The organism is Microcystis ichthyoblabe FBCC-A1114 (genome assembly GCF_050500245.1).
Lineage (GTDB): Bacteria > Cyanobacteriota > Cyanobacteriia > Cyanobacteriales > Microcystaceae > Microcystis > Microcystis ichthyoblabe_A.
Genome location: NZ_CP191408.1, coordinates 4,173,910 through 4,197,999, shown reverse-complemented (window position 1 = coordinate 4,197,999; position 24,090 = coordinate 4,173,910). Strand labels below are relative to the sequence as shown.

Below are 24,090 nucleotides of genomic sequence, written 5' to 3'. Positions count from 1 at the left end.
CTTATGGGTTTATTGACAAGATTGGGGATTTCACTGGGATTACTCGCCCTAGGTGGTACTGTGGGAGTGCTAGGAAATCAGTATTTAAGCAGAAAAGCGCCCCTAGAGGTAAATAAACCGCCGGCAATCCTCCCCGCTTCCCTCTCTCTCCCTGTTATTCCCCAAACCGACGGCAATGTTAATTTTATCGCCCAGGCCGTGCAGAAAGTTGGGCCGGCGGTGGTGCGGATTGACTCGGCCCGGGAAGTGGCCGACCAAATTCCCGAAGAATTTAAACAGCCCTTTTTTCGGCGCTTTTTTGGTGATCAAGTGCCGATTCCCAAGGAGCATTTAGAACGAGGAACCGGTTCTGGGTTTATTATTAGTACAGATGGACTACTTTTAACTAATGCCCATGTGGTGGAAGGGACAACCCAAGTAAAAGTGACTTTGAAAAACGGTCAAATCTATCAGGGTAAAGTTCTGGGGGTTGACAATATGACCGATGTGGCCCTGGTGAAAATTGAGGCGGAAAATTTACCGACGGTGACTTTTGGCAAGGCCGAAACTTTAATCCCCGGGGAATGGGCGATCGCTATTGGCAATCCCCTAGGCTTGGATAATACGGTGACAGTGGGCATTATTAGTGCCTTGGGCCGGACTAGCAGCGAAGTGGGGGTTCCCGATAAACGGGTTCGTTTTATTCAAACCGATGCCGCTATTAACCCCGGCAATTCCGGCGGCCCGTTGCTGAACGCCAAGGGGGAAGTTATCGGCATTAATACGGCAATTCGGGCCGATGCTCAGGGTTTAGGGTTTGCCATTCCCATCGAAACCGCCCAAAAAGTGGCGGGACAGCTATCTAGCAAGGGTAAAGCGGAACATCCCTACATCGGTATCCAGATGGTGACGCTAAACCCAGAATTACGGCAGCAATTGAATGAAACTAAAGAATTAAGCTTTAATATTGACCAAAATGAAGGGGTAATCGTCCTGCGAGTGGTGGAAAATTCCCCCGCTCAAAAAGCCGGAATGCAAGCGGGTGATATCATCGAAACTGTGGCAGGAAACCCCGTTAAAACCGCCGCCGATGTGCAGCAAGGTGTGGAAACCAGTGCGATCGGTGGTAATCTGGAAATCGAGATTAACCGCAGGGGTAAACAACAAACTCTCACCGTTCAACCGGGGGTTTTTCCTAGCAAAAGTAGCGAGTAAACTACTTTCAACCGGTCAAGGGGCGACCCCTTACCCTACACTGGGAGGAGAGAAAATAGCAGCGGAGCGATCAAAATTGAGGCAGCGGTTACAATTAAAACTATCAATTGGGCGCGGGGCTGCCCTTCTAATCGGTTTGCTGGGATTAACAGCCTGTCAACCTCCCGATCCGCCGAAAATTTCGCCGACAGAATCGCCTAAAATTGAAGAAACTGGCCGCTTAATTCTCAATAATGCCACCTTAGAACAGGCTAACCCCTCCGGACAACCCCTCTGGAAAATTCAGGTCAAAAAAGCTACCTACACCCAAGACCAAAAAATCGCCCGTCTGGAAAATATCAAGGGTAATATCTATCAAGATGGGAAAGTAGTTTTACAGGTTAGTGCTGACCGCGGTGAAGTCTATAAGGAAGGCCAGGAAATTCTCCTCAAAGATAATATTGTGGCTGTGGATCCCCGCAATAAAGCCATTATTAACGCGCCGGAATTGCGTTGGCTACCCAAGGAAGGTATTTTAATCTCCCCCAAAGGGATCAAAGGTAGTCATCTACAACTAGAAGCCAAGGCCCGCCAAGGACGCTACGACACGCGCCAAGAAAAACTAGAATTACAAGGTCAAGTGGTGGCTACCGCTAAGGAATCTCGTGTCGTCCTGCAAACCGAGCGCCTGTACTGGGAAATTCCTCAACAAGTCATTAGTACCGATCAAAAAGTCGCTTTTGATCGCTATATTGATAAAACTATTATCGATCGCCTTACTGCTATCGGCGGTCGTTGGGAAAGAAAAAATAATCAGGTTATCCTGCAAGAAAACCTCGAATATCGCTCTTTAGAACCACCTTTACAGATTTCTGGTTCTCAGGCAATTTGGAACTATCAAAATCGTACCCTAACTTCCGATCGCCCCACGGAAATTTTTCAATATCAAGATCAAATCACTATTACTGGTAATCGTGTGGTGGTGGAATTAGGCAATCGCATCGCTTATCTCAAGGATGGGGTTAAGGGGATTAATCAGAAAACTGGGGCGCAATTGTATAGTCAGATCTTAACTTGGAAAATGTCGGAAAAAATTGTCGAGGCCGAGGGGAATATTATCTATGAACAACAGGAACCAAAATTTAATCTCACTGGCGATAAAGCGATCGGCACTTTAGAAGATAATAACATTGTTGTTACCAGTAGCTCGCCCGATCGAGTTGTCACCGAGATTTATCCCCGTTAACAGGAAAAATTAACCAAAAAAAACTCTCCCCAGAAAAGGGAGAGAGGGGGGGTAAATATTTAAAAGCTTACCATTTGAGCAGATTAAACTGTTCCATATCGATGGTGTCGCGGTTACGATAGATGGTAAGGATAATCGCTAAACCCACGGCTGCCTCGGCTGCCGCTACGGTAATCACGAAAATAGTAAAAATTTGGCCTCGGATATTAGCGGGGTCAAGATAGTTGGAAAAACCCATTAAGTTAATGTTAACAGAATTGAGCATCAATTCGATCGACATTAAAACCCGGACGGCATTGCGACTGGTGACTAAACCATAAATTCCGATATAAAATAAAGCCGCCGCTAATAACAAATAATACTCTAACTGAATCTGCATGATACCTCTAACACCGTACAGTGCAAAGTTCATGAGGTAAAAAATTATGATAACCGCCGCTTATTTAGATACCTGTATCTTTAGGGACTTGCGTGGGAATAATATCTCAGCCAGAAAATCGCTCTCTAGAAGAATAAGACCAGCCCTAAATAGTACATTATCAAAGCGCAAGTCCCTTATAGTGTAAATCAAAGAGCTTTGGAATGTGTTGCTTATGTACATGAAGGGGTTGATCTTACAGGAAGAGGAAAAAATAACTGTACCAATCCCGAACTTATTCCTTAATTTTCAGGGCGATCGCCTTTTTGTTTGTAGTAATGGCTTTAGCCATAATCAGTCCTAAAGAGCTTACTACGAACGGGGCGATCATTTTTGAATTGGCGAGGAAGTTTATCCCCGTGCCAGAGTCAAGCGTCAAGGTATCGCCATGGAAATTGATATCCTAGGGGTGGATGATACAGAACTCGTTTTAGTCGAATTACTACCTAGATTATCTCAAGATGATGTGGATGAATTTATTGAAAAATTGACTCGTTTTAAAATCGCTTTTCCCCATTACAAAAACTATCGAGCTTACGGTGCAGTGGCAGGAATTGAAATTAACAAAGGTGTAGATCGCTATGCTTATAAAAAAGGTTTATTTGTGATTAAACCCTCTGGGGATACGGTGGCAATTATTAATGATGCTGACTTTCAACCGAACACCTGGTAAAGAGATATAATTAGGCATTATAGGTAAGTGTTAAATCCCCCCGTCTATCGGCACCCCCTGTCAGTCCATGAGTGAACCCGTTACCCTTGAGGATATTTACCAGCTATTCCGCGCTTCCGCCGAGGAGTTTGATCGCCGTTTAAGGGAAAGCGATCTTCGTCGGGCCGAAATGGAACGTATCTTTGCCGAAGCGAAATTAGAAAACGAGCGCCGTGCCGCCGAAGCGAAATTAGAAAACGAGCGCCGGGCCGCCGAACTTGAGCGCCAAGCCGCCGAAGCAAAATTAGAAAGCGAGCGCCGGGCCGCCGAACTTGAGCGCCAAGCTGCCGAAGCGAAATTAGAAAGCGAGCGCCGGGCCGCCGAACTTGAGCGCCAAGCTGCCGAAGCGAAATTAGAAAACGAGCGTCGTGCCGCCGAAGCGAAATTAGAAAGCGATCGCCGGGCCGCCGAAGCCGATCGCTCGATGGCAGAACTGAAACGCACCGTAGAACGAACCAGCAAAGCGGTAGATAGTCTGACCACTCGCTGGGGTCGATTTGTGGAGGAATTGGTAGAACCGGCGGTTTTACGGCTTTTTCAAGAGAAAGGCATTGATATTAAGGAAGTTTATCCCCGTGCTAGAGTCAAACGTCAAGGCATTGCCATGGAAATTGATATTCTAGCGGTGGATGATACCGATCTCGTGGTGGTGGAATGTAAATCGAGATTATCTCAAGATGATGTGGATGAATTTATCGAAAAATTGACTCGTTTTAAAATCGCTTTTCCCCATTACAAAAACTATCGAGCTTACGGTGCAGTAGCGGGAATTGAAATCAACGAAGGTGTAGATCGCTATGCTTATAAAAAAGGTTTATTTGTGATTAAACCATCTGGGGATACGGTGGCTATTATTAATGATGCTAACTTTCAACCGAACACTTGGTAAAGAGATATAATTAGGTATGAGGCTAAAAAGATGGAGTTGTGATTGATTAAGTCTAGACAACCGCAATAAAATAAACAGGAGAATTTTTATGAGTCCTTTAGTGGAATTTACCTCAGACGAGGGGACTATTTACATCGAGGTGGATGAAAAGTTACCCTTACCCAAACCGAAACCAGAAGATGAACTTATTAGTCTAACAGATGAAATAGCTGTTAAAGCCGCTCAGTCTTTTGAAGACGCATTAAATGGCATAAAACCGGTGGCAAATGCCATAATTAATAAGGTCAAAAGTTTGAATGAACCAGCCGATCAGGTAGAGGTAAAATTCGGGATAAAAATGACTGTTGGACTAGGGGCTATTATTGCATCTGGCAGCGCCGATGTTAACTATGAAATTACCCTAAAATGGGATAACAAGGAAAAAAATAAGCAATCATCTACTCAATGAGGACTTAGATAAAAATAATGGTTGCATCTCTAGAATCTTCTGTGGTCAGAATTTATAAGCAACGACAAAATAAAGATGATAAAATAGAAATTGTTGGGGCAGGATTTCTAATATCATCAGAATACTTGATTACCTGCGCTCATGTTGTTAATCAATCAATAGGAGAAAAAGATGTAACATCTACTAAGAAACCCACTGACATTATTGAGTGTGATTTTCCTATCATTGCATCGGGTAAATCTTTAGAAGCAACCGTAGAAGTTTGGCATCCGGTTAAATTTAACAGCAACGATCCTCAAGATATTGCTATTTTAAAATTAAAAGATTCAGTTCCTTCACAAGCTCAACCAGTTTCTTTAATTACTTCTGAAATAGGAGATTTATCTGATCATAATTATAAAGCTTATGGTTTTTCCAGAGATGGAGGTGTCTGGTCTGATGGTAAGATAATAGGTCATATTGCTAACAACAAAATTCAGATAGAAGATACTAAAAGCACAGGATATGCTGTAGAAGGTGGGTTTAGTGGGACAGCTATCTGGGATGAGCAATTGGGGGGAGTAGTGGGGATGGCAGTAATGGCTGATAAGGAAAAAATGTTTGCAAAATCTGCATTTTTTATTCCTACTAATGTTCTTTTAAAAGCTTGGAATAAGTTGCTAGATATAGCACAAATAGAAGGAAAAATTCCTGATATTATCTCCTCGATTAGATGTGTATTTGAAAACAAGAATTATCAAGATCAACTTAATACAGCTTATGAAAATTTAGTAATTGAAGTGAGGGATCATTTAGTGGATTTACCTAGAAAAATTCCTTCCTCTTGGTCTGATTTTATAGAAATACTCTATCAATTAGATGAAAGACATTTTACCTATACTTCTCAATCAAAATTTTCTTGGCTAGAAATATTTATTGGCTATTTAGTTATTCAGTTAAACTCAACAGATGCTCTGGCAAAGTTATTAAAAGAATGGCTAAAAAAATATCAAACCAAATGGGAAGTTTTAATCAATACTTTAGAAAATAATCTTAAGCATCGATCACTAAATATTGCTCAAAAATCAACAGACAAAAATCCCTGCTTATTTGTTACCCTTACAGAAGAAAACAAATCTTTAATGCTGAGAGCTTGGATTGTTAAAGATATCAACAATTATCATCCCACAGAAAAAGAACCTCAAAAACGTGGAGAATATCAATCTTTAACCCCCAATGAAGGAATAAGTCTGGGTAATCATCTCCAAGAAAATGAATTGATTAATCACCTAAAAAAATTTAAACGAGAATCAGAAAATATCTGTCAATCTTCCCTAGAAAAAGTTCAATTTTTTCTTCCCTATAGATTTATTGAAAAAGAGATTAAACCGATTGATTTATTCTCAATTGATGAAGTGGCAACAGCTACAGGCTGCGATCCTCATCATTGGGGAGTCGATCATGAGATAATCATGAGATTTTCAGAACGAATAACAGCCGAAAATATCAACAATCAACAAAGCTATTTATGGATCAAAAAATGCCAACTTTTTCGGAATATACAGCAGCAAAATCTGACCCAAATTTTAAAGTGTGAAGAAGAAATCCAAGAACTGATCGAATCAAACAATCAGCAAACAGTTATTTTTAAAAAACCTCTGGCAAATAATGACCATCCGAATAAAATACTCAAATATCATAAATTTAACAATGTTATCGGTTCAAGGTTAACTAATCTCAGTCAAGAAAACTCCTTAGAGTTAAAAAATATTCTAGCCATTTTATACGAAACTGGAATACCTTTATCTCTGTGGATACGACCCGATGCTAACCCAGAACTTAACTGTCAGGAAAAATTAGACCCTATCTGTCAATGTCCACTAGAAAAATTACCAGAAATAATTAAAAATAGACGTTCCGCCGCTTGGTTAGAAGATAATCATATTGGGAATCATCTATCATTACTTTGGGATGACTACCAGCTTGTTCCCCCCAACTATCCACTTTTAATGCCATAAATTGAACTATGAAAGACTGGGAAATTTTTAAAGGAAATCAACAACCCACAGACGCTTGGACATTACCAGACCCTCCCAGCTGGCGACCTTTTGGCAAAGAAAAGCAACCGGGAGAAAGTCGTCGTAAGCATCGGGGAGAAACCTTTCTAGTGCGCGACGAAGAGAGAAAAATGGTCAATGCAGCCTTGTATTTACGGCGACCTTTATTAGTAACAGGCAAACCAGGGACAGGAAAGTCATCTCTTGCCTATAAAGTCGCCCAGGAATTAAAATTAGGAGAAGTATTATACTGGCCGATTACCACCCATACTACCCTAAAAGATGGACTTTATAACTATGATGCGATCGGTCGGTTACAGGAAGTTAAATTACTGGAACGAGAGCAAAAAGAATTAACCCCAGAAGAACGAAAAGACCAATTAAAACAGATTGAAAAATATATTACCCTTGGACCCTTGGGAACCGCACTATTAGAGTCGGAAAAGCCAAGAGTACTGTTAATTGATGAAATTGATAAGAGTGATATCGATTTACCCAATGATTTACTCACCTTATTTGAAGAAGGACGCTTTGAAATTCCCGAATTAGTTAGGCTAAAAGAAGAAGTCCCAAGCGTTGAAGTCCGCACTGCTTATACCGATACAACCGACGTTACCCAGAAAGATATAAAAACACCTATAAATGATGGTTTAGTTATCTGTAAGGCTTTTCCTTTTGTGATTTTAACTAGCAATGGAGAACGAGACTTTCCTGCACCTTTTTTGCGTCGTTGTCTCCGTTTAACCATGAAAGAGCCAGAGAAACCCGACTTAATTAAAATAATTGAGGCCCATTTAGAAGAAACAATTGCTAACAATCCAGACATCGATAAACTGATTGATAACTTCATTCAAAAGCGCAATTCACAAACCCTAGCCACGGATCAATTACTTAATGCTATTTTTATGGTCAAAAAAGGAGCTATATCAACTACAGATGACCTGATTAATCAACTTTTGAAAGATTTGGGGAGGGTAGAAGATGAGTGAATCCCCATCCAATTCATCAATTAAAAAACTATTAGATTATCTAGAGCAAACAGGACTACTAGAACGGTTACAACTCAGTGATGAAGATGTAGCTGATAGTATCTGGTTGGCCCTACAAATGGGAGTTGAAGACTTCCAACCACCCCCAGAAAGTCCAGAAAATAAACAGCCAATAGATTCATCAACTTCTAATCAAATAGAGGAAAATTTAGAGGAGATTCCAGAAGATAACCTATCAAAATCTCAGCCAAATGTCGATATTATTACCGAAGAATCTCTCCCCAAAGAAATAGAAAAAACTACCCCAATCCAAGACTTTCCTTTTCAAGTTCCTGCTGCCGCTGCACTACAGACAGCACTCTTTATTAGTCGCGCTTTGCGTCCTTTCATGGGAAAAGTTCCCTCAGCAACTAAAACGATTTTAGATGAAGAAGCAACCGCTTCTTTTATTGCAGAAAGGGATATTTGGCTACCCGTGACTAAACCCCAACCGGAACGCTGGTTAACCCTCGAATTAGTAGTAGAAGAATCTAGATCCTCTTTCATTTGGCGAGAATTAATTAATGAGTTACAAAATCTCTTAGAAAATCAAGGAGCATTTAAAACCGTCAGAGTTTGGCAACTATCAACCTCAAATAATCAAGAATTACAGTTAGTAAGACGCAGAAAAAAAGGTAAACCGGGACAACGTTATCACCCCCATAAAGAACTTATTCATCCCAGGGGACGGGGATTAGTTTTGCTAGTAAGTGATTGTGTCTCTCCTCTCTGGCAAAAAGCCTTAATTCATCCTTGGTTAAAAGATTGGTCAGAAAAACAACCCACCGCTATTCTGCAACTTTTCCCCGAAAGATTATGGAATAGTACCCAACTAGGACGAGGACGTAAACTCTTCACCACTGCTTTAACTGCCGGGGTTCCCAATCCGAAATTAATCTTAAAAAATTATCCCCAATGGCTACCGATTAACTGGCAAAATACCCTTCTTATTCCCGTAATCACGTTAGAAACAGAAGTCCTCAAACAATGGGCAAAAGTTGTCGCTGGTTCAGGTAATGCTCAGATTTCTGCCTTTTTATTTGATTTAGAATTTATTAAACAACAAATTATTGAAATTCCCCCTATGTCCAGAGAGGAAAATAAGCAAGACAGCGAGGATAAAAACACCATTAAAAATAAGGCCGAGGCAATGGTCGAGCGATTTTTTGCCACCGCGTCAGAACCAGCCAAAAAACTAGCAAAAATGATGGCAGCTGCCCCGGTAAGTATGCAGGTGGTCAATCTTATTCGTAAAACTCTTTTAAACGAAGTGCGTCCCGTTCATGTGGCAGAATTTTATATGGGAGGTTTATTAAAACCGATTGTAGAAAATGAAGAAGGACAGTATCGAGTCTATGACTTTTTACCCGGGGTACGTCAAGTCTTAAATGATGCTATCGGTAGGCGACAAACTATCAAGGTACTCGATGCTATTTCCCAATATATTGCTGGGGAAATTAAAAGTCCTATCCGCAGTTTTGTCGCTTTATTAACCCTATTACCCACCTATCCCCCAGAACAAAGAGAAAAAATTCTTCCCTTTGCTCAAGTCAGCATCGAAGTCTTACGCAATCTGGGGGGAGAATACGCAGAATTTGCCGAAAAAATCGCCGTTAATATCTCCAATCCCCTTCCAATCCCTCAATCCTCGCCACCTCCCTTAAAAACCTCTATCTTTAACGTTGCCACCATCGAAATCCTAGAAACCCGTACCTTTGAATTTACCCTAGCAACCATAGAACGTCAGTATCAAAATCCTTTTGAAGGAGCAACATGGGTAATTGAAAAGGAAAAAAGGCGAGCAGAAGGCATTGTCGAAAAACTAGCCGAGGGAGTGGAATTGGAATTGATGGAAATCCCCGGCGGCACATTTATGATGGGAACTGAAGACGAGGAAATCGAAAGACTGGTGAAAAAATTTGGTTGGGATGGATTTAGACGAGAAAAACCCTCACACCGAGTAACCGTTTCCTCTTTCTACATGGGACGTTATCCTATCACCCAAGCTCAGTGGCAAGCTATCGCCGCAACCGCTAAAATAGACATCGACCTGAAGACAAACCCTTCTAACTTCAAAGGGGATGAGCTACCCGTAGAAAGAGTCAACTGGTATCAAGCAACGGAATTCTGTAAACGACTATCAAGGGAAACAAAACGGGAGTATCGGCTACCGAGTGAGGCAGAATGGGAATATGCCTGTAGAGCGGGGACAACAACCGCCTTTCACTTTGGGGAAACGATAACGGCAGATTTAGCTAACTATCGAGCTACTGAAACTTATGCCGATGAACCCACAGGAAGATATCGACGTAAAACAACCCCAGTGGGCTATTTTCAGGTAGCTAATGCCTTTGGGTTGTACGATATGCACGGCAATGTCTGGGAATGGTGTGCCGATACCCGGCACAATAATTATTATGGTGCGCCGACGGATGGCAGTGCTTGGATAGAAAATGATAATGATAATCGTTCTCCATTGCGGGGCGGTTCTTGGTGCCGCAATCCGAATTACTGCCGTTCTGCTTACCGCCCCTTCCACAACCGCCGCGACTTCAACTACAACGGCAGCGGTTTTCGGGTGGTGTGCGGTGCTGGGAGGACTTTGTAACCCTTTTTCTCTTTTTTTCCCTTTTTACCCTCATTCCCTTTTCTGGAATTTTTTTGGGCAAGCTATAGAACAAGTGTATTAGTTTAGGGGTTATACTAAATCTGGTTATTTGGGTTCTCCCCCCTGCTCCCCTTGATAAGGGGGGTGTCGATCCCCCCTGCTCCCCTTATCAAGCTATCCCTTATAGGGATCTTTCTTAACAATTTTTGCAGTAAGCACTCCAACCCTTATCCTGACTTGATTTCAGTTTTTTCTTTGTTTTGTAAGGGTGTCAACAAGGAATATTACAAATTGTTAACCGAGTCTTGAAAGCCTTGTGCTACAAAGGTTTGAAATGTTAAGAAAGATGTGACTAAAGGACAGCTTATCAAGGGGGGATTAAGGGGGGATCAAAGGAACGCTGATTCCCGACAAGATGAGTGATTGACTTTCCTGCTTTCATCCCAAAATAGTTGTGCTAGAATGGCGAAAAATTCTCGCAATTGATAATTATGTTAGCCGAATTAGCCGCCGCCGAAATCGCTAAAATCGCCTTTGAAGCTGTTATCGGTAAATTAACGGAAGGAGCAATGGATAAAGGTGTAGAATTGTGGCAAAAAATTAAGCAAAAGTTACAAAAGGAACCCACCGCAGCACAGGTTTTAGCGGCAGCAGAACAAACTAAATCCGAGGCGATGATTGAACAGCAAGTGGTTCCTTTTTTACAGGTAGAAATGCTCAAAGACCCCAATTTTGCCCAAGAAATCCAAACCCTAGCACAACAAATTATGATAATTAATCAGAATCAAACAGAAAGGAAAACTCAAATCGGTATGCAAATTAACAAAGATATTAAACAACAATTGAACATTCAAGAAGTTAAGGGTAATTTAAATCTAGGAATCCCTCCTGAATGACTGGCGGATCTGCACCCAAAAGCAGACGCAATAGAAAATAATCGCAGTAGTCAAAGGAGTATTTTCAAGGGAGGAAATGCTCGAAAAAGTCTCGTCCATTGGCAGGGAAGGAAGGAGGAAATCACCCAAATTAAGCAGTGGTTTACTGATCAAAATGTTGCGATGATTGGCATCAAAGGAGTTGGAGGAATTGGAAAATCTACCCTAGCCAGCAAAATTTTTGAGGAGGAAATTCCCCTCGATCCTTCCCTAGGAGACGATGAAGATTTATTCCCAAAACGCTTTTGGTGGGAAGCGGGAAATCTGGGCGGATTTAGTGGTTTAGCTCGCCAATTCCTGACGGACTTTGGTTATCCCGTCCCCAAAGAAGAAATAGATTTACAGGAAGCTTTAATCAGACAACTGCAACGCCATCGCCACCTAATTATTATCGATAATCTAGAGAGTTTATTAGGGAAAGATGGTTCTTGGAATAATGAATTTTATCAGCAGTTTTTCACTGCTTGGATAGAAAAAGGTGACACCAGCAAAATTATAGTCACCACCAGAGAAAAGCCAAAACCTATGGGTTTTAACCGTTGGATTGAGCTAAAAGGTTTGAAACCTCCTGAAGGGGCGCAATTGTTAGCGGAATCGCAAATAACAGGGGATCTAGAGAACTTTTCTCGACGGGTGGATGGTCATCCATTACTCCTGCGATTGGTGGCGGATTTAATCTTAGCAGAATTTCCGCAAAACCCCAGTTTAGAAAGGTTAGCGGATTTAGGATTAGGAAATTTATCGCAACTTTTGAGCGATTCGCAGGTGGTGGGGAGTCATCGTCAAGAGACAGTGGGAATTGCTTTAGTTTTAGATGCTAGTTTTCAGCGACTTAGCCAAAGACAGCAGGAATTATTCACTAAAACCAGCATTTATCGCCGAGAATTTGATTCTCTGGCAGCCAAAGCGGTGATGGATAATTACCCGGAGATCGCACTGTCCGAGATCACGGCAGATCTGCGAGAATTACAGCGACGATCATTATTAGAAGAAAAAGAGGAAAATCGCCAGCGAATTTTTAGTTTTCAGCCTTTAGTTTGGGAATATGCACAATACAAAGCCGGCGATCAAAGGGAATTACACCAAAAAGCGATCGCCTATTATCTTTCTATTGCTCAACCCGACTCCTGGGGAATCCTCAACGATGTGCAACCTTACCTAGAAATTTTCTATCATCACTATCAGTTAACCGAGTACGACAATGCTTTTGATATTCTCCGTGCTATCGATGATTTTCTCACCCGACGGGGGTATTATCAAACCCTAGCGGATTATTACCTTGAATTAGTCACTGTTTACCAACAACAGGAGGAGCAAACCAACTGGAAATATACCGCATCCCTCACCAGTTTAGGCAATGTTTACTATTCCCTAGGAGAATACCAAAAAGCGATCGAGTTTTATCAACAGTCCTTAGCAATCAAACGGGAAATCGGTGATCGGGGGGGTGAAGCGTATTCCTACAATAATTTAGGTGCTGTTTACTATTCCCTAGGAGAATACCAAAAAGCGATCGAGTTTCATCAACAGTCCTTAGCAATCACACGGGAAATCGGTGATCGGGGGGGTGAAGCGTATTCCTACAATAATTTAGGCAATGTTTACAAATCCCTAGGAGAATACCAAAAAGCGATCGAGTTTCATCAACAGTCCTTAGCAATCCTTCGGGAAATCGGTGATCGGGGGGTTGAAGCGACTTCCTACAATAATTTAGGCACTGTTTACAATTCCCTAGGAGAATACCAAAAAGCGATCGAGTTTCATCAACAGTCTTTAGCAATCAAACGCGAAATCGGTGATCGGGGGGGTGAAGCGACTTCCTACAATAATTTAGGCAATGTTTACGATTCCCTAGGAGAATACGAAAAAGCGATCGAGTTTCATCAACAGTCCTTAGCAATCCTTCGGGAAATCGGTGATCGGGGGGGTGAAGCGAAATCCTACGGTAATTTAGGCAATGTTTACGATTCCCTAGGAGAATACCAAAAAGCGATCGAGTTTCATCAACAGTCCTTAGCAATCAAACGGGAAATCGGTGATCGGGGGGGTGAAGCGGTATCCTACAATAATTTAGGCATTGTTTACGATTCCCTAGGAGAATACCAAAAAGCGATCGAGTTTTATCAACAGTCCTTAGCAATCCTTCGGGAAATCGGTGATCGGGGGGGTGAAGCGAAATCCTACGGTAATTTAGGCAATGTTTACGATTCCCTAGGAGAATACCAAAAAGCGATCGAGTTTTATCAACAGTCCTTAGCAATCACACGCGAAATCGGTGATCGGGGGGGTGAAGCGAAATCTTGGTTTAATCTGGGAGTTACCTACTATAAACTCAAACGTATATCGGAAGCGAAAGAAGCATTTCTTCAGTCGCGGGAATTATTTCAAGCATTGGGGTTAGCAGCGGATGTTCAAGATTGCGATCAGGCAATTCGGCAATTAGAAACCCAAAAATATCCCTTAATCGTTGCTTTCTTTCTGGGGGTGGTTAAGTTTCCTTTAGTTTTAATTGGGGGGATAATAGTGGCATTGTGGCGATTGTTAAAAAGATGGTTGAGGAAAGCATAATTAGGGGTAGGATGGGTTAAATATCCCTTATTTTTAACCTGAGTTTCACATCTGCTGATTTCCCCTCATAACTACCCTAAAGTGAGAAATTATAGTAATATTTCTAAGGATTACCAGAAAAGAAAGAGCGCCACGCTGCTGTTCCGATCGCTCCTCCTAAAAGAATAATTAACGTCCAAACTTGATTTTTTTGGGTTCCTTCCACCTTTTCTAGTCTTCTATCCATCCCATCGACTTTCTCAGTTAGTTTTGCCTGTCCTACCTCTAGCTTAGTTAGCCGTTCGTCGATTTTATCAAATTTCTGGTTAAAATCCTTCTGTAGGCTATCAAATTTCTGGTTAACATCCTGTTGGAAGGTATCGATTTTTTGGTTAACTTCCTTGATGCTGTCTTTGATTTCCTTGAGGACAGATTCAAGACTATAAGTAACGGTTTCGTTAGACATTTTGGTAACATCCCTGGGAGTAATGATAGTATAATAATTTTATTTTAATCCTAAATCTGGTTATTAAAGACTGATTACCTATTGCCTAGGATTTAGTATTAAGTAGGTAGGCGTTAAAAATTATTAGATGCCCCCCTTAATAAGGGGGGATTAAGGGGGGATCGAACCTAAAATCCATTTTTAATTTAATTATAACCAGCTACTTATGCTAATATTTCTAAGGATTACCAGAAAAAAAGGATCGCCACGCTGCCGTTCCGATCGCTCCTCCTAAAAGGATAATTAACGTCCAAACTTGATTTTTTTGGGTTCCTTCCAGCTTTTCTAGTCTTCTATCCATCCCATCGACTTTCTCAGTTAGTTTTGCTTGTCCTACCTCTAGCTTAGTTAGCCGTTCGTCGATTTTATCAAATTTCTGGTTAATATCCTGTTGCAAGGTATCGATTTTTTGGTTAACTTCCTTGATGCTGTCTTTGATTTCCTTGAGGACGGATTCAAGACTATAAGTAACGGTTTCGTTAGACATTTTGGTAAAATCCCTGGGAGTAAGTTTTTTTACGCACTTTCCGTTGATACTACAATAATTTTATCTTAATACTAATACCATTTTTCTCAAGTAATGGCAGAGATGGTTAATTGCCCTCATCCCCAACCCCTTTCTGGGAGAGGGGAGTAGGATACCTGTCACGAATAAAGAAAAATGGTATTATGTTAAAATGTTGAGGGCTTCGTTTTTGGGTCTGATTTGTTGTTATATTGATCAGACTATACCTGATGAGCCTTTCTTAATCAGGCCTCTAGGCTGATGTGTTTCCTTTTTGAATTGGTGTTTTTGTTAGTAACGAAGCTGATAAGCGGTAGGGTAAATAAAAAATGACAGAACAAACTTGGTGGGTACAAAAATGGTTAGAACTACTCGATTCCTATCGCTTTAAAAAACGCTTGGAACGAGCTAGACTCTACGCTAGAGAGGGCAATGTTTTAAGTATTGACTTTGAAGACTCGCAAGTTATTGCTAGAGTACAAGGCAGTGAACCAGAGCCTTATATAGTGGATTTATCCCTAGCGGCTTTTAGTGATGAAGAATGGGATTATATTATTAAGCTTCTCTCCAAAAAAGCCATTTATTCTGCTCAATTACTCACCGGACAAATGCCCGATCATATCGAGCGTGTTTTTATCGATAGTGGGGTAAATTTATTTCCCTTTTCCCTAGCTGATATTCGCTCCCGTTGCACCTGTCCCGATCAAGCCAACCCCTGCAAACATATAGGAGCAGTATATTATCAATTGGGCGATCGTTTTAGTGTCGATCCCTTCCTGCTTTTGCAACTGCGCGGCCGAAGCAAAAGCCAAATTCTGGAAGCTTTACGCGAAAAACGCTCCTATTCCTCTGATAATCAACCTTTAGCAGTCAGTGAACCCCCCGCAGCAGTCGAAAAAACTGCCCCCGAAAGTGCTATCGATCGCTTTTGGCAGTACGATGAGGAGCTAGATCCCTCCCTCGTTGTAATTACGCAGGGGAATGAAAATCAAACCATTCTCGACATTTTAGGCAATTTTCCCCTGGCTGCCCCCGAATCGGATGCCATAGAACAATTTTTAAAACCAATTTACCGACAAATTCCCCAAGAAGCGATGGCGATTGCTTTACAGTAGGGAATTTGGGGTATAAGTAGCTGGTTGTAATTAAATTAAAAATGGATTTTAGGTTTGATCCCCCCTGCCCCCCTTGATAAGGGGGGTTTGATCCCCCCTGCCCCCCTTGATAAGGGGGGTTTGATCCCCCCTTAATCCCCCCTTGATAAGGGGGGTTTGATCCCCCCTTAATCCCCCCTTGATAAGGGGGGTTCGATCCCCCCTGCCCCCCTTGATAAGGGGGGTGTCTGATAATTTTTAACGCCTACCTACTTAGGATCAGCCTAGTCAAAGTGGTGCCAAGGACAAAAAAGCCAGCCAGATTTGTCCTCGCATCAGGGTGAGGAATTGACCGGGTAGAAAATTGCCTCACCACTAACCGCTAAACCGTCTTACTTTTGCCGGTTTTACTACCCGGGGAAGTAGTTTTTTTAGTGGTGCTAGAAGTAGTTTTCTTGGTAGTGGTTTTCTTGGCAGTGGTTGTCTTGGCTGCTAGGGCGACTAAAGCTTGTTCTAGAGTTAGGGTTTCGGCGGTTTCTCCTTCAGGAATCTTGGCGTTAGTTTTGCCGTGTTTGATATAAACTCCGTAGGGACCCTCGTACAATCCCACCAATTCCCCGTCGTCGGGATGTTTACCCAATTCTTTTAGGGGTGGTTTGGTGGAACCGCGAGTGCCGCGAGTTTTTTTGGGTTCGGCTAATAAAGCCAAAGCTCGATCGAGGGTTATGGTTAAGACATCATCGCCGGCTTTCAGGGAACGATATTCTTTTTCCTTGCCCTCTTCCTGAACTACATAGGGACCAAAACGCCCTAAACTGGCTTTAATTTTGCCTCCGGTGAGGGGATGGGTTCCCAGCAGTCGTGGCAGTGCCAATAAACCCACTGCTTGTTCGAGGGTGACATCCTCTGGTTTGACTCCTTTGGGTAGGGAGGCGCGTTTCGGTTTGGGGTTGTCATCGCTGATATCTCCTAACTGGACGTAGGGACCGTAACTACCCACGAGCAGATAAATCGGCTCTCCGGTGTCGGGATGAAGACCGATTTTGTCCGGACCTTCGGTTTTTTGTCGCAGCAGGGTTTCTACCTGTTCGGGGTTCAGATCCGCCGGGGTTAAATCGGCGGGGATGGAAGCGGTGAGGATTTCATCGCCTCGGGAGACTTCTAGATAGGGACCGTATTTGCCGATCTTGATGGTTGCCTGTAAATCCTCTAAAATCACCGATTTAGCGGTGCTAGAGTTAATTTGACTCTCGCGCTCTTTGACTTGGCTTTCTAGCCCCTTTTCGCCGCGATAGAAGCGATCGAGATAGGGCAACCATTGGGCGGAACCGGTGGCGATGTCGTCGAGGGTTTCCTCCATCTTCGAGGTAAATTTGGGATCTACCAGGTCGGGGAAATGATTTTCTAACAAACTAACCACGGCGAAGGCGGTGAAGGTGGGAATGAGGGTTTTATTCCGCATTTGGGCATAACCGCGATCGATAATGGTGCCGAGAATGGTGGCGTAGGTGCTGGGTCGCCCGATTCCTTCACTTTCGAGGGTTTTTACGAGGGAGGCTTCGCTATAACGGGCGGGGGGTTGGGTATCGTGGCTAATGGCTTCTAGTTGGCGACAATTGGGGGTATCACCGACGCTGAGGGGGGGTAGGATTATTTCTTGGTCGTCGATGGCGGCTTCGGGATCGTCGGAACCTTCCACATAGGCGCGGAAAAAGCCGGGGAAGTCGATTCTTTTGCCGGAGGAGCGAAATCCGGCATTTTCCACCTGAATATTAACGGCGATCTGGGTAATACGGGCATCGGCCATCTGTGAGGCGACGGTACGTTTCCAGATTAGGTCGTAGAGGGCGAATTCTAGTCCGCTCAGGCCGGTTTCCCGGGGCAAGCGAAAGCTACTGCCGGCAGGTCGGATGGCTTCGTGGGCTTCCTGCGCGCCTTTGCTTTTGGTGGTGTATTGCCGGGGTTGGGGACTGAGATAGTTTTTTCCGTACATTTGTTCTACACAATGACGGGCGGCGCTGATGGCCTGATCGGAAAGATGGACGGAATCGGTCCGCATATAGGTGATGTAGCCCTGTTCGTAGAGATTTTGGGCGATTCGCATGGTGTCCCTGGCGGATATGCCCAGTTTCCGGTTAGCTTCTTGCTGTAGGGTGGAGGTGGTGAAGGGGGGGGATGGTTTGCGAGTGGTGGGTTTTTCTTCGGTGTGGCTAACGCGCCAGATTTTGTCTTGGATCTGTTCTTTTAAGGCGGTGGCGGTGGCTTGATCTAAGAGTGTCACCTGGCGACCGGGGAGCAGTCTGCCGGTGTCGGCATCGAAATCGCTCCCATTTGCCACTTTTTGACCGTTTAAGGTGACTAATTTCGAGTCGAATTGATTTTTGTCCTTTTCTAAAGTCGCCTTCAGATCCCAATAATTGGCGGTTTTAAAAGCCCGTCGTTCCCGTTCCCGTTGTACGAGCAGACGCACGGCGACGGATTGCACCCGGCCGGCGGATAAACCTTTGGAGATTTTTTTCCAGAGTAGGGGGGAGAGGGTATAACCGTAGAGGCGATCGAGTATGCGGCGGGTTTCTTGGGCGTGAACTAAATTTTCGTCGATGGAGCGACAATTTTTCAGGGCGGTTTGGATCGCTTCTTTGGTGATTTCGTGAAATACCATCCTTTTGGTGGGTATTTTCGGGTTGAGTACCTGTAAGAGATGCCAACTGATGCTTTCTCCTTCCCGATCTTCGTCAGTGGCGAGGATCAGTTCGCTCGCGCCTTTGAGGGCTTCTTTTAATTCTTTGACGATTTTACTTTTGGTTTTGGGGACGACGTAGAGAGGATCGAAATCGTTCTCCACATCCACGCCTAAGTTAGCCCAGGATTTGTCTTTGTGGGCGGGGGGAATTTCTTCGGCAGAGGCGGGCAGATCGCGGATGTGGCCCATGGAGGCTTGGACTCGATAGCCGCTAGGCAGATAATTGCTGATCGTCCGAGCTTTGGTGGGGGATTCGACAATAACCAGGGTTGACATAGGAATTGATCACGAGGGCATGGCCACAGCGACTGTTTTAGTTAGACTGACCATCTTTGTTTGATGATGGGCAAAAGTTACTATTTATCTTGACCGGCTTGATTCGGGTCAAAAGCCACTTACTACGATAATAGAGATTAAAGCTGGTCTTTTGTCACTAACTTCTTAATAAAACTTAATATTTTTCTGGAGCAGGAAGAGGGGAGCAGGGAGATGGGGTAATGGGGAGAAGGGAGAAAAAAGCTGACACTGATAACTGATGACTGATGACTGACTCCTAACCCAATGTTTGCCAAAGATAAGCAAAATTTATTTATTGATGCCAAAAACTTGAGAATATTTAAATTAACATTCCGCAATATTTATAAATTCTTAAGAATTAATTGAGAAAGATTTTTATTTAACAACGATGTTACAATGGTTACAGCGATTTTACTGAATTTCATAATGGGATATTCCGTGCTTTTTTAGGCAGCAATGGTTGAAACCCTTGCCACACCTAGAAGGTTATCCTAATTAGGACGGGTAAATTAGTCAATTTCACCAACAACGATGATCTTTTTTGTGTGTAGTTTTATTGCAAAAAAAAAGTTTTTTTGACAAAAAGCACAAAGTATGATATGCACCCAACGTATTTCTGGCTGCCAGTAGTTATTGCAGAGTGGGAGTTGGGGAGAGGGGAGATGGGGAATAGGGGAATAGAGAAGTGGGGGAATGGGGAGATGGGAGAAAGGAGGGGGGAGAAAAAAGCTGATAACTGATAACTGATTCAAGATGGGAGCCGGTCGTCGATACTAAATTAGGTTACGCTTCATCTTTAGGAAAAACGCTGTAATTATGTCTGATTTACGTCAATATGCCCCGGCAACAGAACGCAATCGTCAGCCGATTTTGGAAGTTCTCAGCCAATTTTTACCGAAGACTGGGAATATTCTAGAAATATCTAGCGGCACGGGTGAACACGCTGTTTTTTTTGCCCCTCGTCTTGCTCCTTGTCGTTGGATTCCCTCGGATTGTAACCCTCTGGCTCTAGATAGTATTCGCAGTTGGTGCGATTATTATCCTAGTTCTAATCTAGATCGCCCCCTATTTATCGATGTTCATCAGTCAGTTTGGGCGGTAGAGACGGAAAATATTGTTATTAATGCGATTGTTAATATTAATATGATTCATATCGCCCCTTGGTCCGCCTGTTTAGCTTTAATGGCAGGAGCGAGTCGCATTCTCGGTTCGGGGGGAATTCTCTATCTTTATGGTCCCTATAAACGGCAGGGAAAACATACTTCTCCTAGTAACGAAAGCTTTGATTTTTCTCTCCGTTCTCAAAACTCTACTTGGGGAGTGAGGAATTTAGAAGATGTGGTGCAAGCAGCGAGCGATCGAGGTTTACAATTGTTAGAAGTAATTCCTATGCCAGCTAATAATCTCTCGGTTTTATTTCAATTGCCTTAACTGATAACTGATAACTGATAACTGATAACTTATTTCCAACCAGCGCGATTCATTACCTGTACTGCTTTGGCTAAATTAGGACCATAATTAGCCACACTAACTGTATCTTCCTTCCCGCGTCCGAGTTTTGCCAGAACAGGGTCTAAAGCAACTCCTCGAACGACGGGATATTCTTGATTACCCTTAGCAAAAAAGTTCTGTGCTTCATTGCTAGAAAGATACTCTAAAAATTTAATGGCCGATTCTCGATTGGGGGCGGTTTTAATTAAACCACCACCGCTAATATTAACGTGAGCGCCGCGCCCTGTTTGGTCGGGGAAAATTACGCCTACTTGGTCATAAATTGCCCGTTTAGCGGGGTCTTTTTCTTCGGCATACCCAGCTAAGTAATAGGTGTTAGCTAGGGCTAAATCGGCAATTCCTGCGGCTACAGCTTCGATTTGTGCCTTATCATTGCCCTGGGGTGAACGGGCAAAATTAGCCACTAATCCTCGACACCATTTTTCTGCGGCTGCTTCCCCTTGGATGTCGATTAACCAAGCGGTAAAAGATTGACTATAGATGTTACTAGATGACCGAGTGACGACTTTTCCTTTCCATTTGGGATTGGTTAAATCCCCATAGGAATCGATTTCTCTGGGGTTAACTCTGTCTTTGTTATACATGATTACCCGCAAGCGTTTACTAAACCCAAACCAGTGACCTTTGGGGTGACGCAAATTAGCGGGAATTCTTTGGGTGAGAATGCGGGAATTGACCGGGGCAAAAATTCCCTGTTGGTCGGCCCGCCATAATCTCCCGGCATCTACCGTCAGGAGTATATCAGCAGGACTATTGCGGCCTTCGCTTTTGATCCGTTCGATTAATGGGTCTGCTTCCCCTTCGACAAGGTTAATTTTTATTCCCGTTTGTCGGGTGAAGTTGTCATACAATCGTCGGTCGGTGTTGTAGTGACGGGAGGAATAGAGGTTTAATTGTTTAGTTTGGGCGGAAACTTCGTTTATTTTCCCTAATTGACCCACTGCTACTGCTAAGGTGGCTGTTCCCGCGCCTAGAAAGACTCTCCGAGTTATTTTATCGTTCATTGCTCGATTCTTGGCAAAGTTGTCTTTTCCTATTGTACAGCTATTGAGAATAATTCTTATCTATATGAGAAATTACTTGTCGGGCTAGGGCGGTAGATGGGGCAAAATCAAGGCAAAATCAGGGTTTTTTGCTTTGATAGGGCTAATAAATCCTCGAATCTATCGCTAGTTAAGTTCAATAAGCTTAAGATGTTACCTTAAGCTCGATCGAGGGTATTGTGGAATGAGAGCAACGGCTCTTCTCAAATTTGTGTGATAATTTTTGCTTATGTAAGGTTAAATGCTTACTGGTCAGGACTTTTAGGACTATTTTGAAAGAAGAAACTATCAGTATAGACCTCGTTTCCACACAGAAACCAGAAGAGCCGAGCAACGAGAGTGAAAGATAATGATCAACAGCGATCACTAACAAGCGATCGAGCTAATGTTAGCATCGGGAGACTATAATCAGTTATTGTTATTTTGTCAGCAAGTGCTGGCGGTTCATCCGGAAGTGACTGATTATTATCCCTATCTGGGATTAGCTTATCTGCTGCTAGAGCAGCAAGCAACAGCGCAAGAAATTTGGTTATTTTGGCTGTTACAATCAGAGTCCAGTCAGGATTTAATTGTGCTGCTCAAAAAAGAGATAATTAGAAATCTTGATTGCTGGCAGTTTGGCCAAGCTAAATTAATCTATCTTCAGTGGCTAGAATTAGAGGAAATAGAAGGGGATGAAGAGATAGAAAATTATGCCCTGACTGCGATAAACTCCTGTCTTCAAGAGGTGCAAGAGGCAATTAATCGGCGAGAATATACTTTAGCTGAGGACTTTTACTTAAGAATTTTATCTTGGCGTGAACAATTAGCTTACATCTGGCACGATTTAGGATATTTATACTATATAATTAACCGACTAACAGAATCTTTTAACTGTTTGGCACGAGCCATCAACTTAGAGGAAAATCAAGCCTTATATCATTATACCATGGCCATGGTGCTAGAAAAACAATCACGTTCAGATACAGCTTTATCAGCTTATCAAAAAGCGATTGATCTCAAGGCTAATTTTGTCGATGCTTATAATAAACTGGGCAATTTATTTTATCGATTAGGGCAGCTAGAGTCAGCCGAAAAATTCTATCAGCAGGGAATTAATAACCAGGCAGATTTTTATCCTTTTTATATCAATTTAGGCAATGTCTATTTAGTTAAACAAGCTTGGACAGAAGCAAAAAATGCTTATAAAACTGCCCAACAACTGGCAGGAGATAGACGAGAAATTAGTCAAAATCTCTCCCTTTGGGAAAACCTGCAAGCTGACCAAAAAAGAGCGAATCTTTATTCAGGTGATTATTTTTATCAAAGAAAAATCTATCAATTAGCATTAAACTATTATCAAAAATTATTAGCAATTAAAATAGAGGACAGCAATTTTTATTTAAATTGCGCCCATTGCTATCTCATTCTCAAAGGAGAAAAACAGGCTTTAGAAGTGTATAAAAAAGGAATTGCCTATCATCCAGAAAATATTGATTTACATTTGCGCCTAATTTGGTTACTACAAAATAATTATCCGATCGAGGTGGCAATTCAAGCAACTAAATCGGCTTTAGAGTATCTTCCCGATCGCCTATCCCTGAAGTTAGAATTAATGCGGTTAATGCCGATAGTTTACACAACTCAAGCAGATATTATGCTATATCGAGCAAACTACGAGAAACGGTTAGATAATATCTTGTCCAATCTTGATTTAACCACTAATAATCAACAACAGGAGGCGTGGAAAAGTATTGGATTAAGAACTAATTTTTATCTTCAATATCAAGCGGAAAATGATTTAGAACTACAAAAAAAATATGGAGAATTAGTTTATAAAATTGCCTCGGTTAACTTTCCCAATTGGGTAAAAAACCTAACCATGCCTACGGGAAAAATTCGCCTTGGCTATATTTCTGCTCACCTGCGTCATCACACAGTAGCGAAACTCTTTCAAGGATGGTTGCAGTGGCGAAATCGAGAGCAATTTGAAATTTACTGTTATGGAATAGATATTAATAACACCTGCGATAATTTTACAAGAGAATATCAAGAGCAAAGTGATTATTTTTATCAGTTTGATAATTTAGTTAATATGGAAAAAATTGCTCAAAATATTTTAGATAATCAGTTACATATTCTCGTTTATTTAGATATTGGTATGGATGCTCGTACTACCCAACTAGCAGGATTGCGTTTAGCTCCAGTACAATGTGTAACTTGGGGACATCCAATCACCTCAGGATTACCAACCATTGATTATTTTATCTCCAGTGAATTAATGGAACCCACGGAGGGAGATAATCACTACAGTTAAAAATTAATTCGCTTATCCAATTTAGGTATTGCCTATGCTAAACCCTCGCTTCCTC

17 protein-coding genes and 1 pseudogene are annotated in these 24,090 nt (G+C 42.4%); 13 read left to right on the top strand and 5 right to left on the bottom strand.

Going from position 1 to position 24,090, the window contains the following annotated elements:
* Nucleotides 1-3 precede the first annotated feature (3 nt).
* Nucleotides 4-1,194 carry an HhoA/HhoB/HtrA family serine endopeptidase gene (locus tag ACQY1Y_RS20390; RefSeq protein WP_430013455.1) on the top strand — a complete coding sequence of 397 codons (1,191 nt, stop codon included), beginning with the start codon at nt 4-6 and terminating at the stop codon, nt 1,192-1,194.
* Nucleotides 1,195-1,270: 76 nt separating this feature from the next.
* Complete coding sequence (gene lptC / locus ACQY1Y_RS20385) at nt 1,271-2,419, top strand: LPS export ABC transporter periplasmic protein LptC (protein WP_002796349.1); 1,149 nt, start codon at nt 1,271-1,273, stop codon at nt 2,417-2,419.
* 67 nt (nt 2,420-2,486) lie between these two features.
* Here the strand turns inward: lptC and nuoK are convergent, their stop codons facing one another.
* Nucleotides 2,487-2,792, bottom strand: a complete 306-nt coding sequence (nuoK, locus tag ACQY1Y_RS20380) for an NADH-quinone oxidoreductase subunit NuoK (RefSeq protein WP_221178078.1) — start codon at nt 2,790-2,792, stop codon at nt 2,487-2,489.
* A 388-nt stretch (nt 2,793-3,180) separates the two neighbouring features.
* Between nuoK and ACQY1Y_RS20375 the strand changes: the two are divergent.
* The 8 genes and pseudogenes from ACQY1Y_RS20375 to ACQY1Y_RS20340 all read left to right on the top strand — a co-directional run.
* Nucleotides 3,181-3,510 (top strand): annotated as a pseudogene (locus ACQY1Y_RS20375) (DUF3782 domain-containing protein); the annotation flags it as partial.
* Between the two features lie 67 nt (nt 3,511-3,577).
* The gene (locus ACQY1Y_RS20370) at nt 3,578-4,438 is read left to right on the top strand and encodes a DUF3782 domain-containing protein (RefSeq protein WP_430013454.1); all 861 of its coding nucleotides are present in this window, start codon (nt 3,578-3,580) and stop codon (nt 4,436-4,438) included.
* An 88-nt stretch (nt 4,439-4,526) separates the two neighbouring features.
* Entirely contained in the window at nt 4,527-4,886 is a 360-nt protein-coding gene (locus ACQY1Y_RS20365; protein ID WP_430013453.1) for a CU044_2847 family protein, read from the top strand.
* 17 nt (nt 4,887-4,903) lie between these two features.
* The gene (locus tag ACQY1Y_RS20360) at nt 4,904-6,883 is read left to right on the top strand and encodes a trypsin-like peptidase domain-containing protein (RefSeq protein ID WP_430013452.1); all 1,980 of its coding nucleotides are present in this window, start codon (nt 4,904-4,906) and stop codon (nt 6,881-6,883) included.
* 8 nt (nt 6,884-6,891) lie between these two features.
* On the top strand, nt 6,892-7,911 hold the full coding sequence (locus tag ACQY1Y_RS20355; RefSeq protein WP_430013451.1) for an AAA family ATPase: 1,020 nt from the start codon (nt 6,892-6,894) through the stop codon (nt 7,909-7,911).
* The gene (locus ACQY1Y_RS20350) at nt 7,904-10,558 is read left to right on the top strand and encodes an SAV_2336 N-terminal domain-related protein (RefSeq protein ID WP_430013450.1); all 2,655 of its coding nucleotides are present in this window, start codon (nt 7,904-7,906) and stop codon (nt 10,556-10,558) included. The genes ACQY1Y_RS20355 and ACQY1Y_RS20350 overlap by 8 nt, the downstream gene beginning before the upstream one ends.
* Before the next feature lie 491 nt (nt 10,559-11,049).
* Complete coding sequence (locus ACQY1Y_RS20345; protein WP_430013449.1) at nt 11,050-11,454, top strand: hypothetical protein; 405 nt, start codon at nt 11,050-11,052, stop codon at nt 11,452-11,454.
* Between the two features lie 162 nt (nt 11,455-11,616).
* On the top strand, nt 11,617-14,061 hold the full coding sequence (locus ACQY1Y_RS20340) for a tetratricopeptide repeat protein (RefSeq protein WP_430013448.1): 2,445 nt from the start codon (nt 11,617-11,619) through the stop codon (nt 14,059-14,061).
* Between the two features lie 103 nt (nt 14,062-14,164).
* Here ACQY1Y_RS20340 and ACQY1Y_RS20335 read toward each other — a convergent pair whose 3' ends face one another.
* Both ACQY1Y_RS20335 and ACQY1Y_RS20330 read right to left on the bottom strand, forming a co-directional pair.
* Nucleotides 14,165-14,506 (bottom strand): DUF4164 family protein, encoded by a 342-nt coding sequence (locus ACQY1Y_RS20335; RefSeq protein WP_002776981.1) that lies wholly within the window; start codon nt 14,504-14,506, stop codon nt 14,165-14,167.
* A 217-nt stretch (nt 14,507-14,723) separates the two neighbouring features.
* Nucleotides 14,724-15,032: a hypothetical protein gene (locus ACQY1Y_RS20330; RefSeq protein ID WP_002736903.1), complete on the bottom strand. Its 309-nt coding sequence runs from the start codon at nt 15,030-15,032 to the stop codon at nt 14,724-14,726.
* Between the two features lie 347 nt (nt 15,033-15,379).
* Here ACQY1Y_RS20330 and ACQY1Y_RS20325 point away from each other — a divergent pair, with 347 nt between their 5' ends.
* Nucleotides 15,380-16,165, top strand: a complete 786-nt coding sequence (locus tag ACQY1Y_RS20325) for an SWIM zinc finger family protein (RefSeq protein ID WP_430013447.1) — start codon at nt 15,380-15,382, stop codon at nt 16,163-16,165.
* A 361-nt stretch (nt 16,166-16,526) separates the two neighbouring features.
* Here ACQY1Y_RS20325 and topA read toward each other — a convergent pair whose 3' ends face one another.
* The gene (gene topA, locus ACQY1Y_RS20320; RefSeq protein WP_430013446.1) at nt 16,527-19,163 is read right to left on the bottom strand and encodes a type I DNA topoisomerase; all 2,637 of its coding nucleotides are present in this window, start codon (nt 19,161-19,163) and stop codon (nt 16,527-16,529) included.
* A gap of 837 nt (nt 19,164-20,000) precedes the next feature.
* Between topA and ACQY1Y_RS20315 the strand changes: the two genes are divergently transcribed.
* Complete coding sequence (locus ACQY1Y_RS20315) at nt 20,001-20,615, top strand: DUF938 domain-containing protein (protein ID WP_079205599.1); 615 nt, start codon at nt 20,001-20,003, stop codon at nt 20,613-20,615.
* Nucleotides 20,616-20,644: 29 nt separating this feature from the next.
* On the opposite strand, the gene ACQY1Y_RS20310 is transcribed toward ACQY1Y_RS20315, so the two are convergent.
* Complete coding sequence (locus tag ACQY1Y_RS20310) at nt 20,645-21,700, bottom strand: Fe(3+) ABC transporter substrate-binding protein (protein ID WP_430013445.1); 1,056 nt, start codon at nt 21,698-21,700, stop codon at nt 20,645-20,647.
* 424 nt (nt 21,701-22,124) lie between these two features.
* Between ACQY1Y_RS20310 and ACQY1Y_RS20305 the strand changes: the two genes are divergently transcribed.
* Nucleotides 22,125-24,035 (top strand): tetratricopeptide repeat protein, encoded by a 1,911-nt coding sequence (locus tag ACQY1Y_RS20305; protein WP_430013444.1) that lies wholly within the window; start codon nt 22,125-22,127, stop codon nt 24,033-24,035.
* Nucleotides 24,036-24,090: the final 55 nt, after the last annotated feature.

Coding starts and splice junctions, on each gene's coding strand:
- ACQY1Y_RS20360 (WP_430013452.1), top strand. CDS start 4,904: ATGGTTGCATCTCTAGAATCTTCTGTGGTCAGAATTTATAAGCAACGA.
- ACQY1Y_RS20335 (WP_002776981.1), bottom strand. CDS start 14,506: ATGTCTAACGAAACCGTTACTTATAGTCTTGAATCTGTCCTCAAGGAA.
- topA (WP_430013446.1), bottom strand. CDS start 19,163: ATGTCAACCCTGGTTATTGTCGAATCCCCCACCAAAGCTCGGACGATC.
- ACQY1Y_RS20355 (WP_430013451.1), top strand. CDS start 6,892: ATGAAAGACTGGGAAATTTTTAAAGGAAATCAACAACCCACAGACGCT.
- ACQY1Y_RS20350 (WP_430013450.1), top strand. CDS start 7,904: ATGAGTGAATCCCCATCCAATTCATCAATTAAAAAACTATTAGATTAT.
- ACQY1Y_RS20325 (WP_430013447.1), top strand. CDS start 15,380: ATGACAGAACAAACTTGGTGGGTACAAAAATGGTTAGAACTACTCGAT.
- ACQY1Y_RS20315 (WP_079205599.1), top strand. CDS start 20,001: ATGTCTGATTTACGTCAATATGCCCCGGCAACAGAACGCAATCGTCAG.
- ACQY1Y_RS20390 (WP_430013455.1), top strand. CDS start 4: ATGGGTTTATTGACAAGATTGGGGATTTCACTGGGATTACTCGCCCTA.
- ACQY1Y_RS20305 (WP_430013444.1), top strand. CDS start 22,125: ATGTTAGCATCGGGAGACTATAATCAGTTATTGTTATTTTGTCAGCAA.
- ACQY1Y_RS20340 (WP_430013448.1), top strand. CDS start 11,617: ATGATTGGCATCAAAGGAGTTGGAGGAATTGGAAAATCTACCCTAGCC.
- ACQY1Y_RS20330 (WP_002736903.1), bottom strand. CDS start 15,032: ATGTCTAACGAAACCGTTACTTATAGTCTTGAATCCGTCCTCAAGGAA.
- ACQY1Y_RS20310 (WP_430013445.1), bottom strand. CDS start 21,700: ATGAACGATAAAATAACTCGGAGAGTCTTTCTAGGCGCGGGAACAGCC.
- ACQY1Y_RS20365 (WP_430013453.1), top strand. CDS start 4,527: ATGAGTCCTTTAGTGGAATTTACCTCAGACGAGGGGACTATTTACATC.
- ACQY1Y_RS20370 (WP_430013454.1), top strand. CDS start 3,578: ATGAGTGAACCCGTTACCCTTGAGGATATTTACCAGCTATTCCGCGCT.
- ACQY1Y_RS20345 (WP_430013449.1), top strand. CDS start 11,050: ATGTTAGCCGAATTAGCCGCCGCCGAAATCGCTAAAATCGCCTTTGAA.